Annotated in this window: 15 protein-coding genes; 4 read left to right on the top strand and 11 right to left on the bottom strand. The window is 68.6% G+C overall.

Annotated features, from left to right (window positions below):
- Positions 1 to 91: 91 nt before the first annotated feature.
- From ABD255_RS01480 to ABD255_RS01470, 3 genes are all read right to left on the bottom strand, one after another.
- On the bottom strand, positions 92 to 1,222 hold the full coding sequence (locus ABD255_RS01480; protein WP_344208889.1) for a beta-keto acid cleavage family enzyme: 1,131 nt from the start codon (positions 1,220 to 1,222) through the stop codon (positions 92 to 94).
- A gap of 44 nt (positions 1,223 to 1,266) precedes the next feature.
- The gene (locus ABD255_RS01475; RefSeq protein ID WP_344208887.1) at positions 1,267 to 1,659 is read right to left on the bottom strand and encodes a VOC family protein; all 393 of its coding nucleotides are present in this window, start codon (positions 1,657 to 1,659) and stop codon (positions 1,267 to 1,269) included.
- 62 nt (positions 1,660 to 1,721) lie between these two features.
- Positions 1,722 to 2,570 (bottom strand): YhjD/YihY/BrkB family envelope integrity protein, encoded by an 849-nt coding sequence (locus ABD255_RS01470; protein WP_344208885.1) that lies wholly within the window; start codon positions 2,568 to 2,570, stop codon positions 1,722 to 1,724.
- A 116-nt stretch (positions 2,571 to 2,686) separates the two neighbouring features.
- On the opposite strand from ABD255_RS01470, the gene ABD255_RS01465 reads away from it, so the two are divergent.
- Positions 2,687 to 3,187 (top strand): potassium channel family protein, encoded by a 501-nt coding sequence (locus ABD255_RS01465; RefSeq protein ID WP_344208883.1) that lies wholly within the window; start codon positions 2,687 to 2,689, stop codon positions 3,185 to 3,187.
- Positions 3,188 to 3,199: 12 nt separating this feature from the next.
- Here ABD255_RS01465 and ABD255_RS01460 read toward each other — a convergent pair whose 3' ends face one another.
- Positions 3,200 to 3,700, bottom strand: coding sequence for a hypothetical protein (locus ABD255_RS01460; protein ID WP_344208881.1), 501 nt, complete (start codon positions 3,698 to 3,700; stop codon positions 3,200 to 3,202).
- A 140-nt stretch (positions 3,701 to 3,840) separates the two neighbouring features.
- Between ABD255_RS01460 and ABD255_RS01455 the strand changes: the two genes are divergently transcribed.
- Complete coding sequence (locus ABD255_RS01455; RefSeq protein ID WP_344208879.1) at positions 3,841 to 4,137, top strand: hypothetical protein; 297 nt, start codon at positions 3,841 to 3,843, stop codon at positions 4,135 to 4,137.
- 126 nt (positions 4,138 to 4,263) lie between these two features.
- Here ABD255_RS01455 and ABD255_RS01450 read toward each other — a convergent pair whose 3' ends face one another.
- The 3 genes from ABD255_RS01450 to ABD255_RS01440 are packed head-to-tail and all read right to left on the bottom strand — an operon-like array spanning position 4,264 to position 6,651.
- Complete coding sequence (locus ABD255_RS01450; RefSeq protein WP_344208877.1) at positions 4,264 to 5,751, bottom strand: ATP-binding protein; 1,488 nt, start codon at positions 5,749 to 5,751, stop codon at positions 4,264 to 4,266.
- Positions 5,752 to 5,791: 40 nt separating this feature from the next.
- A complete protein-coding gene (locus ABD255_RS01445; RefSeq protein WP_344208875.1) occupies positions 5,792 to 6,178 on the bottom strand; it encodes a PLDc N-terminal domain-containing protein in 387 nt (128 codons plus the stop codon).
- A 23-nt stretch (positions 6,179 to 6,201) separates the two neighbouring features.
- Positions 6,202 to 6,651 carry a DUF7144 family membrane protein gene (locus ABD255_RS01440; RefSeq protein WP_344208873.1) on the bottom strand — a complete coding sequence of 150 codons (450 nt, stop codon included), beginning with the start codon at positions 6,649 to 6,651 and terminating at the stop codon, positions 6,202 to 6,204.
- Between the two features lie 241 nt (positions 6,652 to 6,892).
- On the opposite strand from ABD255_RS01440, the gene ABD255_RS01435 reads away from it, so the two are divergent.
- Together ABD255_RS01435 and ABD255_RS01430 are read left to right on the top strand one after the other, a co-directional pair.
- Positions 6,893 to 8,230 (top strand): hypothetical protein, encoded by a 1,338-nt coding sequence (locus ABD255_RS01435; protein WP_344208870.1) that lies wholly within the window; start codon positions 6,893 to 6,895, stop codon positions 8,228 to 8,230.
- 28 nt (positions 8,231 to 8,258) lie between these two features.
- Positions 8,259 to 8,447: a hypothetical protein gene (locus ABD255_RS01430; RefSeq protein ID WP_344208868.1), complete on the top strand. Its 189-nt coding sequence runs from the start codon at positions 8,259 to 8,261 to the stop codon at positions 8,445 to 8,447.
- Between the two features lie 9 nt (positions 8,448 to 8,456).
- On the opposite strand, the gene ABD255_RS01425 is transcribed toward ABD255_RS01430, so the two are convergent.
- From ABD255_RS01425 to ABD255_RS01410, 4 genes are all read right to left on the bottom strand, one after another.
- Positions 8,457 to 8,765 (bottom strand): SHOCT domain-containing protein, encoded by a 309-nt coding sequence (locus ABD255_RS01425; RefSeq protein ID WP_344208866.1) that lies wholly within the window; start codon positions 8,763 to 8,765, stop codon positions 8,457 to 8,459.
- An 11-nt stretch (positions 8,766 to 8,776) separates the two neighbouring features.
- Positions 8,777 to 9,211 carry a DUF6325 family protein gene (locus tag ABD255_RS01420; protein ID WP_344208864.1) on the bottom strand — a complete coding sequence of 145 codons (435 nt, stop codon included), beginning with the start codon at positions 9,209 to 9,211 and terminating at the stop codon, positions 8,777 to 8,779.
- A gap of 161 nt (positions 9,212 to 9,372) precedes the next feature.
- Positions 9,373 to 11,079 carry a SulP family inorganic anion transporter gene (locus tag ABD255_RS01415; RefSeq protein WP_344208862.1) on the bottom strand — a complete coding sequence of 569 codons (1,707 nt, stop codon included), beginning with the start codon at positions 11,077 to 11,079 and terminating at the stop codon, positions 9,373 to 9,375.
- Between the two features lie 11 nt (positions 11,080 to 11,090).
- Positions 11,091 to 13,394, bottom strand: coding sequence for an arylsulfatase (locus tag ABD255_RS01410; RefSeq protein ID WP_344208860.1), 2,304 nt, complete (start codon positions 13,392 to 13,394; stop codon positions 11,091 to 11,093).
- Between the last annotated feature and the right edge of the window lie 18 nt (positions 13,395 to 13,412).

Here is a 13,412-nt window from a genome sequence, read left to right as displayed (position 1 = left end):
ATGTCACGGGCCTGGCCGCCTGCACGGCCACCCCCGGTTTCGCCACCGTGTTGATTGTGCGCAGGCCGCCTCTCAGGTCGTGTCGTCCACCTCAACCCTGTGGTGGGACGAGGCAGTAGGCCATCGGGTGAGAGTCCGAGGCCTCCTGGGCGAGCGCGCGCCGGCCCGAGGTCTCCCAGGTGAGGAAGCCGGCTTCGCCCTCTTCGCGGTTGGGGGGCAGGCCGAGCTTGAACAGGGTCTCCTCCGGGGTGTCGTACCAGGTCCCGATCTTCATGATGTCGCGGGCTTCCTTGGCGGTGGCGATCCGGCGGCCGTAGGCCTCGGAGAGGCGGACCATCTGCTCGACCTGCTGGACGGTGGTGAACCGCTCGCCCTTGACCCGCCAGATGTTGTCCTCGTTGCCGACCCGCACGTTGATGCCCAGGATCACCGCCATCGCGGTCATCGGGATCACGCCGCGCATGATGTTCTCCCAGGTGAGGACCGATCCCTGGGGAGACCGCCGCAGGTATTCCATCCAGTCGAACGGATTGCGCCCGCTGGCGCCGCCGCCGATGGAGACCAGGCAGTGATTGAGTGGGCCCATGTACGCGCCGTGCCGGATCAGCCGCTCCACGATCTCCAACTGGTGAACGTGACCGAGCATGAAGTACGGCTGGATGTCGTGCTCGCGGAGGCGCTTGAGGTGCTCGATGTAGAACGCCGGACCGGCGTCGGCCCACAACCCGGCCCAGGCCTCCTGGACCTTGGGATCCATCAGGTGAGTGCCTTCGATGTCGTCGCGGCTCATCATCTGGATCACGTCCATCATGGCGGTGCCGACCGCGATCGTGACCTGGTCGGGCGCCGGATCCAGCTCGGTGAGCATGTGCCGGGTGTCGTAGCCCAGCCACTCGGCCTTCTTGTCCTCGCCCTTGGGTGCGAACGAGATCGAACCGCCGACCGAGAGAATCATCTCCGGTACGGCGTCCTTCAGCAGGCCGATCAGGTAGTTGAAGTGATCGAAGTCCACCGACAACTGTCCGGTCTGCGGGTTGCGGACGTGGACGTGAAGATGTGTGGCGCCGGCGTTGTAGCAGTCGACCGCGGCCTGGACCGACTCATCCCAGGTCACCGGGATGTCGGCTGCGTCGCCGGGCAGCCACTGCGGCCCGTACGGGGCGGCGGTGATGATCAGCGGCTCCTGGTTCTCGGGATAGAGCGCGTCGTCGGTGTAGTACATGACTCTCCTCCTCCATGAAGCACAGGCCACGGCAGCGCCGCGGGCTACAACTCGGGCCGCAGTACCGGGAAGGCGTCCGGGTCGGACTGCCACAGCGCGAACACGTTGCCTTGGGGGTCGGCGACCACCGCGTACCAGGCGGTTCTCGGTATGGCCGTCTTCTCCCGAACCACCGATCCGCCCAGCTCGGTCACGCGGACCAGGGTGTCGTCCAGCGATTCGACGCTCACGTAGTGGACCCAGCTGCGCGGCTCGGGAATCGCCCGCAGAGTCAGGCCACCGCTCAGCTGGGACACGCCATCCGACCCCGTGTCGATGGTGAAGTAGTCCACCCCGGCGGCTTTCTCGATCTTCCAGTCGAACAAGCTGCGATAGAACCCGGCCAGCGCAGCGGCGTCGTCGGCGAAGATTTCGAAGTGGGTGAGAACGTTCGGCATCGTTGGTCCTCCATCCTGTGTCGCTGAGTTCACCAACAACCCGGGCGGGCCACTTCACCTGTTTAGGGCGACTCGGTTTCTTGGCTGTCGGGGGATTCGCGGTGTGCGAGGGCGGCGCCGAGTTGGGCTCCGACCACTGCCGAGACGACGATCAGGAGGGCGAGGATGACGAGCCACGAAATCAGTGCGATCGCCACGCCGATGACGCCGTACCGCTCGGTGTTCCGCTCGATCAGGTGCGGCACGTACACGGCCCCCGCCGAGCTGACCAGCACCTGGGCCAGCGCGCTGATCACGGCGCCTGGCAACAGCAGATGCCAGGCGACCCGGTGACTCAGCAGCAGGCGGGTGCCCAGCCACCAACCCGGTACTGCGACGCAGGTCTGCGCGATCATCGCTACGACGCCGCCGCCGGGGAGCTTGTCGGCCAGGCTTGCGAGGTAGCCCAGAGCGGCCAGGGCCAGGATCAGCAGCAAGGCGCCCTCGAGACCGTTGAGCGTTCTGTGCAATCCCTGCGCAGGCAGCCGCCACGCCGCCTCATAGGTTCGCTGGATCGACCGGGCGAAGCTGCTCACGGACACCAGGACGGTGATCACGCTGACGACGGTCAGACCTCCGGACGCGGACGGCGGGCGGCCGAACAGCGACACGACCGCGTCGGCCGACGCACCGCTCAGGGAGAACCTGTCGATCAGGAAGTCGCTGATCGCCAGGGCGTCGGAACTGCTGAGCAACGTCGCGAGCACGATCAGGAGCGGAACCAGGGCGATGAAGGCCTGACCGGCGATCGTCAGGGCCCGGTCGTACAGCCTGATCTCGGTCACCTCGAGGACGATGCGCCAGACGAGGCTCTGCCGAGTCCGGTCCACCACCCGCCGTACGCGTGGGTGCTCCGCCCACGTCCGGTTCATGCTGTCCTCGGGATCTGGCGCGTGCGTTCGACGTACGACGCTAGGCGGCTCACCGGTCGGCGTCCTCACCCAGCACGGGTGAGGGCCGGCGGCAGCGCGCGGTCGATCCTGGCAGCGTGACCCAACGCGAGCCGCAGGGCGGGGCCGGATGGCGGCACCCCATCGCCACGTTCGCCGGGCTCATCGTCGCCTACTACGCGGTGCCGATCGGACTCAGGTCGAATGCCGGGTTCTTCATCGGCCTGGCCTTCACGGCGGCCGCCCTGGTCGTCCTCGGCTGGGCCATCACCGGCCAGGTACGCCGTCAACTGCGTGGCGGTACGGAGGTCGCGCTGCAGAGCCTGGTGACCCTGATCGAGCTGGTCGTCGTCGTCTTCGCGTACGGATTCTTCACGCTGGAGCGGGCGGATCCCGGTCAGGTCGCGGACCTCGACACCCGCACCGACGCGTTGTACTTCACCGCGACGACGATGACCACCGTCGGCTACGGCGACATCCACGCGGAGGGACAGTTCGCCCGGGCGATGGTGCTGGTTCAACTGTGTTTCAACGTCGTCTTCGTCGGCGCCCTGGCCACGATCGTGAGCGGCGAGATACGCAACCGCACCACCCGCTGACGGACCGAGGGGTCAGTGGATGAGGATCTCCAGGATGACGATGAGCACGCCGAAGATCCCATTGAGTACGCCGGCCGTCGCCGCCACCGCCCACGACCAGTGGTGTCGACGCGCATAGGTGACACCCCATCCGATCAGCTGCGCGACACCGATCCACAGCGAGAGGGTGACCGCGGCACCCGGGTCCAGCAGGCCGAGGCTGTCCATCCCGAGCGGCAGCAGGCAGGGCAGCGGGCCTAGCAGCAACGGCACCTGATCTGCCATCGCGGCCCGGATCGCGGGCAGATCCAGCCGCCTGCTCCCCTGCAGGTGGTGAGCCAGCGCATCGGCGTAGACGTGCGCCAACCAGAACACGCACAAAGTGCTGAGGGTCAGCTCCAGCGCACGTCCTCGGGTGGGATCGTGCGCGGCGCTCGCGATCACTGCCATCGCCACGATCGTCCCGTAGATGGCCCCGGCCGAGTCCGAGGCAGCGACCAGCCGCGGGCCCGAGTCCTCTGTTGCCTCAGACATCGATACTCCCTCGGCTCTCCTCCCACCGGCATTCATTCTTGCCGGGCCTCGCCGATCTCCGGTCCCCCAAGGAGGGTGATGTCAGCGGGCCGTCGGCGCGGAAGAGTCGAACCCGACGGGGCTCGCGAAAGGGGCGGTACATGGTCAATTACGTCATCCGGGTGAAGGGCCGGTTGTCGCGTGAGCTGACCGACGCCTTTCCGACCATGACGGCCAAGGCCGAGCCGGCGCAGACCGTCCTGCACGGGTACCTCGACGACCAGGCGGCGCTGTCCGGCATCCTCAGTCACCTCGACATGATGGGCATCGACATCCTCGAGGTGATGCAGGTCCCCGAGGCAACCGGGCAACGCCCGGCCGAGGCGTCAAGACCCTCGGTGAACCGGTCACCGCGCGACGACGGCCGCACGAAGGAGACCGGCACCGATACGCCGTGACACAACCCGACGCCGACGGCCGACCGACGCCGACGGCCGACCGAGGCCGGCGTACGGACGATCCCGGCGTACAGACGATCCGGCGTACAGACGATTCGGCGTACAGGCGATCCGGCGTACGGGCCGTCAGGACCTGACCGGTACGGCGGCCCAGGCGGTCGGCACGTCCGCACCGCCCTCCTCGGCCAACCGGGCGCCGAACCGTACGTACCCCGCGTGCGACGCGAGCTTGCCGGCGACGAGCGCCTCCCCCTGCCCGAAGGTGCTCGCGCGCTCGATCAGCCCGCCGGGCACGAACGAGAACACTCCGCGCAGGAACTCCAGGTCCGCCGCCGAGTTCATCCGCATCAGCAGCAGGTTGTCGCACTGCGACAACGCGTTCTCCTGGAGCTTCTGCGGCCGCTGCGTCGAGAGCAAAAGGTACAACCCGAACTTGCGTCCTTCCGCGGCGATCCGGATGACATGCTCGGCGGCGATCGCCGTCACAGCGTCCCGTGGTTCAGCCGGGCAGACGTTGTGCGCCTCGTCGATGACAACCAGGACCGGCACCCGGCGAGCCCGGAGCCGCCACAGCGTCGACAGCACCGCCTCAGCGACCAGAGCCTGCTCCTGTTGCGTGTCGAGCGAACCGAGGTCGACCACCAGACACCGGCGCTCGCCGTGCTCGAGCTCCTGCAGCAGCGATCCCGGATCGTCACGAGCCCAGACCGACCAGTCGAGTACGCCGAGGTTCGCCGCCCGGAGCCCGAGTGCGTGGGCGCCGGGTTGTTCGGAGGTGAGCAGCGCGTTGAGACTGGTGTTCAACTGCCTGCCTTCGACCTGCGTCTCGAGGATCGAGGACAGGGCGGCGTACTCCTTACGGTCCGCGATCGGATCTAGTCCCAGCAGAGCCGCCCGGCTGATCGAGTCGAGCTCGGCGAAACGCAGCCGGATCCGGTCCTCCCCCGCCCCGCCCCGGCGTACGGCGACGCCACGAGCGGCCTCCGCGTACCGCGCGGCAAGGCCGGGATCACCGCCGGCTCGGCCCTCACGGAGCCGGACATGGTCCGAGTTGGGGTCGAGGATGACGATCCGCAAACTGGTCTCGAGCAACAGCCGTTCGAGCACCAGGCCGAGCGAGTACGTCTTTCCCGAGCCGGACTGGCCGCACAGGAACGTGTGCCGGTCGAAGCCGCCCGCGTCGAGGCGCGCAGGTACGCCGGTCGCGAGCAACTGCTCCCCGATCTCGAGACTGGCGCGCCGCGGCTGGATCCGCTCCAGCCACGCCTGAACCTCGTCCGGGCGGGCGGGACGGACAGCCGCGTCGTGGAACGGGGCCGCCGCACCGTCCAGTACGACGCCGTCGCCGCTGGCCGCCCGGACGTGCAGTGACAGGTCGGCAGCGCCCAGCTCTGCGCTGTCCACTCCGGCGAGTCCCAGAGTGAGGATCTGCCCGAGCCGGTCGTCACCGAGGACCACGTACCCACCTGCCTGCAGCCGCAGGTCGTACAGCGACGCCTGGAACGCGAACCGGTGCCCGTCGACCGAGCTGGCGAGCGGGAGTACGCCGCGCTCGATCTCCTCCCGCACCGCGCGGTACGCCGCGAGCCGTTCACCCGAACCGGCCGCCGTCATCTTCTTGCCGCTCCCCCGTCATCAACGATTGACCGGAGCACTAGGCCAGGGCCTTTGCCTTCAAGGTGTCGAACTCCGCCTGGGAGATGGTGCCGGCACTGAGGAGCCGGTGTGCCTCGGAGATCTCGCCTGCCGACGAGGACGAGGAGGAGGTTTCCGCGACCGATCTGATGTACTCGTCCTGCGCCGCCCTCGCCTGGGCGAACGCCGCCGACTGACGGTCGGCCATGCCCTGGCCGCGGGCGACGAGGTACACGATGGCGGTCAGGAACGGGAAGATGATCAGACCGATCATCCACCCCGCCTTGGCCCAGCCGGAGGCGGTCTTGTCGCGGAAGAGGTCCGTGATGATGTTGAACATCACCATCAGGTACGCGATGAACGCGAAGCTGATGATGATGAACCAGACGATGTCCCAGAAACTCATGACTGCATCCCTTCCTACCGCTGCTACCGCAGCTGCTGCGCCTCCCGGCCGTGGACGACGAGGGCGTAGATCACGAACACGTCCAGTGCGATGACGATCGTCGACCAGAGCGGATAGGCGGCCAGGAACCCGAAGTTCACGATCGCGCTGACCGACGCCAGCACCACCCCGACCACCCGGGCCCAGGTCTGGCCCGTGAGGGCGCCGATACCGGCCGCGGCCACCAGGACGCCCAGCAGCAGATGGACCCAGCCCCAGGCGGTGAAGTCGATGCTGATGACGAGCCGGTCGGACTGGACCAGGTAGTACCTGTCCTTGAACAGAGCGACCAGGCCCGCGATCGCGCTGAACGAGCCGTTGATGAGCATGATCACGCCGGCGAAGAGAACCCAGCCGACCCAACCGGTCACCTCGGTGCTCTGGTACTCCTCGCCGCCGTCTGCCGTGCCGGCGCTGTGCCGCATCTCGGTCATGGGTGCTCCCTGCCATCCCTGGTGATGCTGACCCCAGCGTCGGGCGAGTGTGGCCGGGCTGCTTCCCCCAGAACGGGTGAGCGTCCTCGCCCGCCCGCACCCTCCCGCAGCGCCGTACTGCGGGTCGTCGGCGGGCCGGCGCGCGGCCCCTGCCCGGATCACCCGACTCGGGTGATGAATCGACCGCTCGTGGTGGTCAGGCTCGACAGGTGTCGTGGCGCTGCGCGCGGGAGGACGGCGAATGAGTGACGTGGTCCGGAACGAGCCATCTGGCGGCCTTGCCGCGGACGAACGGGCCGAACTGGCCCGGCTGCGCGCGGAGGTCGCCTCGTACCGTCGTGACCACGACCGTGACCAGCGCGGCGGGCGGGGCCGATGGCGGTCGGTCGTGGCGGTGCTGCTCATCGTCATCGGCTGCCTGCTGATGCCCGTGTCGGTGGTCGGTGTCTGGGCCCGCAACCAGATCACCGACACCGAGCGGTACGTCGCGAACGTGGCCCCGCTGGCGTCGGACCCCGACGTCCAGAACGCCCTGACCGACCGGATCACCGCCGAGGTCTTCCGCTACGTCGACGTCGCGGCGATCACCAACCAGGCGGTGGATGTCCTGGCTGTCCGTGGGCTGCCTCCCGTCGCCGCGAACCAGCTCCGCGGGCTGTCCGGAGTGATCGCCGCCGGCGTCCGCGGCTTCGTCCGCGACAAGGTCGGCGAGGTGGTCGCGAGCAACCAGTTCCGCGATGCCTGGGTGACGGCGAACCGCGTCGCGCACGCGCAGCTGATCAAGGCGCTGAGCGGTGAGGGCGGTGCGGCGGTCAGTGTCAGCGAGGGCCGGGTGAGCGTCGATCTCGGAGCCTTCGTGGCCGCGGCGAAACAGCGTCTGGTGGAGGCCGGCTTCACCGCCGCCGAGCGGATTCCCGCCGTCAACCCGCAGTTCGAACTCTTCGCGTCGCGCGACCTGGCCCGGGCGCAGACCGGCTACCGGCTGGTCGAGCGGCTCGGCACGGCGCTGCCGTTCGTCGCGATCGGACTGATCGTTCTCGGCGTGTACGTCGCCCGCAACCACCGCCGCGCACTGGTCGGTGCCGGTCTCGGCGTCGCTGCCGCGATGCTGCTGCTCGGCGCGGGGATCACCGTCGGCCGGACGATCTACCTCGAGCGGATCCCCGAGGACGTGCTGTCGACGACCACCGCGGCGACCGTCTTCGACACCCTGGTCCGATTCATCCGGGACGGCCTGCGGACCGTGCTGGTCGTGGGTCTGGTCGTGGCCGCCGCCGCGTTCGTCTCCGGTCATTCGGTCACCGCTGTCCGGACCCGCCATGGCTTCACCACCGGGATCGGCTGGCTGCGAAGGACCGGCGAGGCAGCCGGGCTCCGAACCGGCCCGGTCGGCAGTTGGGCGCATGCCAACCTCACCGTGCTCCGGATCGTGGTCGTCGGGCTCGCCGCAGTCGTCTTCGTCTTCTGGGACCGGCCGACGGGCAAGACCGTGCTGCTGCTGGCCGTCTTCGTCGTGGTGGCGCTGGCGGTACTCGAGTTCCTCGCCAGACCTCCCCACGCCGGCGAGCCCGCCGTCTAGACGTCGTACAAGGTCCACGCCCCGGCCGATGCGGTTCTTCCGCTGGATTCTCGCGCTGGCTACGGCCGCCGGAGCGTTCCTGCCCTTCGCGGCCGGTGGAACGTTCGGGGCCAAGCTGACGACCGCGCTCATCAACGTGGCCGTGGGGGTGGCGATCGGGACCCTCCTGGCCGGTACGGCGCGCAGTGCGACGCGAGTACGCCGGCCCAGCCGGTGATCGCGACGCTCAGCCCGCGAGGATCCTTGCCTTCTGGGCGGTGAATTCCTGCTCGGTCAAGATGCCCTGGTTCTTGAGCTCGGCCAGGGCCTTCAGCTGCTCGATCGGATCGGCCGCGGGTGGCGTCGCGGCCGGCGGCGGCGGTGTCGGCGGCGGGGCGGCGACCTGTTCCTGGTACGCCCGGTTGCGCTCGGCCGCGATCCGGGCGTCGCGCTCGGCGAACTGCTCGGCCTGGCGACGCGCGACGCGGCCGCTCACCGCGGTCGCCGTTCCTGCCACCGCGGCTGTTCTGGCGATTCCTCGCAGTAGTCCGGGCATCGCACGTCTCCTCAGCTGATCGGTTCGAGCTGGTCCAGGACGTCGCTGACGTCGGCGGCCGGGATGCGGGAGGTTGCGATCATCTGGCCCCCACCGCTACCGGCCGCGGCGACGAAGGGGATGGCCCAACTGTTCTCGTACACGATCACCGCGGCCACGGTGCCCGGCAGCATCGCCGCCCCGGCCTCGAGCAGATCGTCGTCCCCGAGCAGGCCCGAGTGGGCTCCGGCCAAGGACCTGAAGGCCTCGGCGCCCGGGGACTCGGCCAGTTCCAGCGTCTGGACCGCTCCGTCCTTGTCCTTGCTGATGACCATCAGGTCGTAGAGCCGAACGACGCCGCGCTCGACGAGATCCAGCAGGGCCTGACCGGTCTCGGCCGGTACCCGGTCCCCGGGAAACTCGATCATCAGGAAGTCGATGGGGCCGTGCACGTCGGAAACCGTCATGAACACTCACTCCCGGCCGATTGGTCATCCAGACTGGATCCCTGAATCAGACAACCTTCCGGTACGAGACGGGCTCACCTGGTCCGGGTGAGTCCGCGCCCCAGCGACGAGTGGACTCACCCGGACCGGATGAGCTCACCGCGGGCCCTTCGGACTGATGGTCAGCGATCCGGGTCCGACGTACCGCGGCGCTGCTGGACCGCCCACGTCTCTGCCGCTCGGAGAGCTTGCTCGGTCGACTCCCCCACCAGTTCGGTGGCCTCGAAAATCCCGACCGGACCGGAGACGTCCACGTGTCCGGTCCGACGCAGCAGGTCGGCGACCTCGCGGTCGACGCCGCTGAGGTAGAGCCGGCCGCCGACCGCTTCGAGGGCGGCGGAGTACTCGGCCACCACCTTGACGAAGGTGGCGCCGAGGGAGGTGCGACCACGCAGCCGCAGTACCACCGTCGGCGCCTCGGCTCCGACCGGGTCGGGCAGCCGGACCTGCAGCGTGCGCGAACCGGCGTAGAACAGGCTGCCGTAGACGTCCAGCACGGTCACCCGATGGTTGGGCAGTCGCTTCGGCGGTGGCTGTTCCTTCCACCGATCGCCGGGCGCGGGTGACAACTGGACCACCTTGAGATCCATCGCCTCCTGGTTGAGCTGCAGCAGCAAGGACAGTGCCACACCGATCCCGACGGCCGCTGCGACCGGCAGGAACAGCGTTGCGCAGAAGGTGGTGACGACGGCGATCTGGGACGTCAGACCCGTGCGCAGGATGCTGGTGACCTCAGCGAACCTGAGTGCTCTCACGGCGGCGAAGATGAGAACGGCGGCGAGCGTGGGCATGGCGACCAGCCCCACCACGCCGGAGAAGGCCGCCAGAATGGCCAGCATCCACAGACCCGACCAGATCGCCGCCCACCTGGTGCGTCCGCCCGCCGCCCGGTTGATCGCGGTCTGCCCGACCGAGCCGCCCACTGGCTGGCCGCGGAACAACGCGGACACGATGTTGCCCGTCCCCTGCGCGATGAAGTCCTGGTTCGGGTTCGAGGCGGTGCCGTCCCGGTTCGGGGCGGCCTCGGCGACGCCGCTGCCCTGCACGAGGACGATGGCCGCGACGGCCAGCGCACCCGTGACCACCGACGCGGACAACTGGCTCAGGTCGGGCAGTTGCGGCAGCGGGATACCTCTCGGGATGTCGCCGGCATCCTTCACCCGCGCGACCCGGTCCGCAGCGGCGATGATCACGCCTGCGGTCGGGATGGCCAAGGCGACCAGCGCACTCACCGCCGACAGCCGCGTCCGGGACAGGCCGATGAGGATGCCCAGCGCAGCCAGGCCGGTCACCAGGGACGCCAGGTCGATCCGGGACGGATGGGCCACGACGTCGATCGCCTTGGCGACGGCGAACTCACCCCCGGCCTCCGCCCCGGTGAGATCGGCGAGCTGACCGAAGACGATGTTGACCGCGATCCCGGTCAGGAAGCCGATCATGACCGAGTGCGACACGAACCGGGTGTACCGGCCGAGACGTGCCACCCCGGCCAGCACCATCACGGCTCCGGCGATGACCGTCAGCAGGAACAGAGCTTGCGGCCGCTCTGCCGGATTCACATCCTCGATGGCCGAGCCGGCCGCCAGTGACGCCGCCCCTGTCGTCGTGATCACCATCAGCCTGGTGCTCGACGTCAGGCCGCCCCCGACCGGACCGGCGAAGCTCGCGTACAGCCCGTGGATCGGGTTGACACCGGCAAGGACGGCACAGGCCATTCCGTCGGGGACGCTGCTGATCGCCCCGGGCAGCCCGGCCACCGCGTCGGCGCGCAGGTGCCGCCGCTCCGGGCGCACCGACCCCAGCCAACGCAGTACGGATCGTGCGCTCATTCCCAGAGCTGTCAGGCGTTGTAGCGGACGTTGACGTTGTTGATCCGGCCGCTGAACGGGAACGGCGCCCTGTCGTAGTAGTCCAAGGAGACCGGCGCACCGAGGCAGGTGCCGATGTCGAGGCAATCGTTGGCCGTGAAGAGCAGCGGTGCGCTCACGGGTACGACGCCTGAGCCGAACCGTTCCCCGTTGACGGTCAGGGTGATGTCGAGCGGGCCCGCCGGACGCGCCTCGGCGTACGCGGTTGTGATCTCGATCGTGGCCGGCCCGATCGGCAGTGGCCGCTCGGAGCGGATCTTGGTGCGCATGATGATGAACAGGTTGTACTCGTAGCAGAGGACGCCGTCGTCGACGTAGCAGGTGAGTCCGCCACCCGAGCCACCCAACGCGTAGAGAACACCGTTGGCGTCGGCCGGAACGTCGAGGTCGATGGTGACGGTGTTGGCGCGGTTGCCGAGGGCCGGCGCGCAGACCTCGGGCATCCGGACGATGTCACCGCTGAAATCCCACTCCCGGTACGGGCTGGTCATCCGGAACTCGGGATGGAACAGCACAATCCAGAGCCCTCCGCCCACCGGGTACACGCTGTTCCTGGCCGCCTCGATCGCGAAGGTCTCCTTCAGCACCGCCAGTTTGTCGGGCATCTTCTCGGCAAGATCCGTCGCCTGCGACCAGTCCTCGTCGAGGTTGTAGAGCTCCCAGGAGTCCTGGTCAGGGGTCCAGTCCGCGATGCCGGGCGGCAGTCCCGGAACCCACGGAGCCCGCGGCCCGAACGCCGAGGCCATCCAGCCGTCGTGGTAGATCGCCCGGCTGCCCATGATCTCGAAGTACTGCGTCCGGAGTCTTCCCGGCGCGTCGGGTTCGTCGAAGGTGTAGGCGAAACTCGTGCCGTCGATGGAGTCCTGCGGAACGCCGTTGACGACCCGCGGCGGGGTGATCCCGAGGACCTCGTAGATCGTGGGAACGAGGTCGTTGCAATGGTGGAACTGAGCTCGCGGCCTCGCATCCGGCGTGATCCGGGCCGGCCAGCGAACGGCCATCGGATTGCGCGTCCCACCGAGGTGCGACGCGAGCAACTTCATCCCCTTGTACGGCGTACTGCCTGCCCAGGCCCAGCCGGCGTGGTACTGGTTGTCGACCTTCGGGGAGCCGAGCGCGTCGAGGCCACCGAGGTCCTCGAGCGCCGCCATGTGCATGTCGACCGTCGACGGGATGCCGTTCTGCGCGAGGAGTTCGCTGATCGTGCCGTTCTGTCCCTCGCCCGACGAGCCGTTGTCGCCCCAGATGTAGAAGATCAGCGTGTTGTCGCCGTACCCCAGCCGATCGACCTCGTCGACCAGGCGGCCCACCTGGACGTCGACGTGCTCGGCGAAGCCCGCGGCCACCTCCATCAGGCGCCGCTGGAAGGGCCGCTGGTCTTCGGGAATGTCCTCCCACGCCGGCATGGTGGGATCGCGCGGGGTCAACTCGGCGTCCGGTGGAATCCAGCTCTTCTCCTTGGCGCGGGCGAAGACCCGCTCCCGGTAGGCGTCCCAGCCGTCGTCGAACTTGCCTGCGTACTTGTCGGCCCAGGGCTTCGTCACCTGATGCGGAGCGTGCAGGCAGCCGCTGGCCCAATACATGTAGAACGGCTTGTCGGGATCGAACGCCTTGTGCCTGCGCAGCCATCCGATGGCGTCGTCGGCGAGGTCCTCGCTGAGGTGATAGCCCTCCTCCGGTGTCCTGGGAGGCAGGACGGAGGTGGTGTTCCGCACCAGATTCGGCTCGTACTGTGAAGCCTCGCCGGCGAGGAAGCCGTAGAAGTACTCGAAACCGACGTTGGTCGGCCAGTTGTGGAACGGACCGGCAGGCGTGGTCTCGTTGACAGGAGTGTTGTGCCACTTGCCGAACGCGGCAGTCGAGTAGCCGTAATGGTTCAGCACCTCCGCGGCCAGGGCACTGCTCTTGGGGATCTCGCCCGCGTAGCCGTCCCAGTCGTTGGCCAGTTCCGAGATCTGCCCGTTGCCGATCCGGTGCTGGTTACGGCCGGTCAGCAGCGACGCTCGGGTAGGAGAACACATCGCGGTGGTATGGAAGCGGTTGTACCCGATCCCGTCGCTCTGGATCCGGGTCAGCGTGTCCGTGCGAACCTCCCCGCCGTACGTGGCCGGAAGGCCCGGGCCCGCATCGTCGATCAGCACGATCAGGATGTTCGGTGCGTCCTCGGGCAGCCGCTTCGGCCGAACCCGTTGCGCGTAGGTCGAGTCCTGCATGGTCCTGCCCGCGACACTCGCAGACGGCGTCGGCGGGAAGGGCAAAACGTCCGAGGGTTCCACGGGATCCTCCTTCGACGT

The sequence above is a fragment of the Kribbella sancticallisti genome, assembly GCF_039530625.1.
Taxonomy (GTDB): Bacteria; Actinomycetota; Actinomycetes; order Propionibacteriales; family Kribbellaceae; genus Kribbella; species Kribbella sancticallisti.
The sequence above is the reverse complement of the archived record's forward strand: the minus strand, read 5'-3'. Positions and strand labels throughout refer to the sequence as shown.

Bases quoted from the DNA above. Each gene is read 5' to 3' on its own strand.
- ABD255_RS01420 (WP_344208864.1), bottom strand. From the start codon at position 9,211: ATGACGGTTTCCGACGTGCACGGCCCCATCGACTTCCTGATGATCGAG.
- ABD255_RS01450 (WP_344208877.1), bottom strand. From the start codon at position 5,751: ATGACGGCGGCCGGTTCGGGTGAACGGCTCGCGGCGTACCGCGCGGTG.
- ABD255_RS01425 (WP_344208866.1), bottom strand. From the start codon at position 8,765: ATGCCCGGACTACTGCGAGGAATCGCCAGAACAGCCGCGGTGGCAGGA.
- ABD255_RS01455 (WP_344208879.1), top strand. From the start codon at position 3,841: ATGGTCAATTACGTCATCCGGGTGAAGGGCCGGTTGTCGCGTGAGCTG.
- ABD255_RS01445 (WP_344208875.1), bottom strand. From the start codon at position 6,178: ATGAGTTTCTGGGACATCGTCTGGTTCATCATCATCAGCTTCGCGTTC.
- ABD255_RS01440 (WP_344208873.1), bottom strand. From the start codon at position 6,651: ATGACCGAGATGCGGCACAGCGCCGGCACGGCAGACGGCGGCGAGGAG.
- ABD255_RS01415 (WP_344208862.1), bottom strand. From the start codon at position 11,079: ATGAGCGCACGATCCGTACTGCGTTGGCTGGGGTCGGTGCGCCCGGAG.
- ABD255_RS01430 (WP_344208868.1), top strand. From the start codon at position 8,259: ATGCGGTTCTTCCGCTGGATTCTCGCGCTGGCTACGGCCGCCGGAGCG.
- ABD255_RS01435 (WP_344208870.1), top strand. From the start codon at position 6,893: ATGAGTGACGTGGTCCGGAACGAGCCATCTGGCGGCCTTGCCGCGGAC.
- ABD255_RS01470 (WP_344208885.1), bottom strand. From the start codon at position 2,570: ATGAACCGGACGTGGGCGGAGCACCCACGCGTACGGCGGGTGGTGGAC.
- ABD255_RS01475 (WP_344208887.1), bottom strand. From the start codon at position 1,659: ATGCCGAACGTTCTCACCCACTTCGAAATCTTCGCCGACGACGCCGCT.
- ABD255_RS01460 (WP_344208881.1), bottom strand. From the start codon at position 3,700: ATGTCTGAGGCAACAGAGGACTCGGGCCCGCGGCTGGTCGCTGCCTCG.
- ABD255_RS01480 (WP_344208889.1), bottom strand. From the start codon at position 1,222: ATGTACTACACCGACGACGCGCTCTATCCCGAGAACCAGGAGCCGCTG.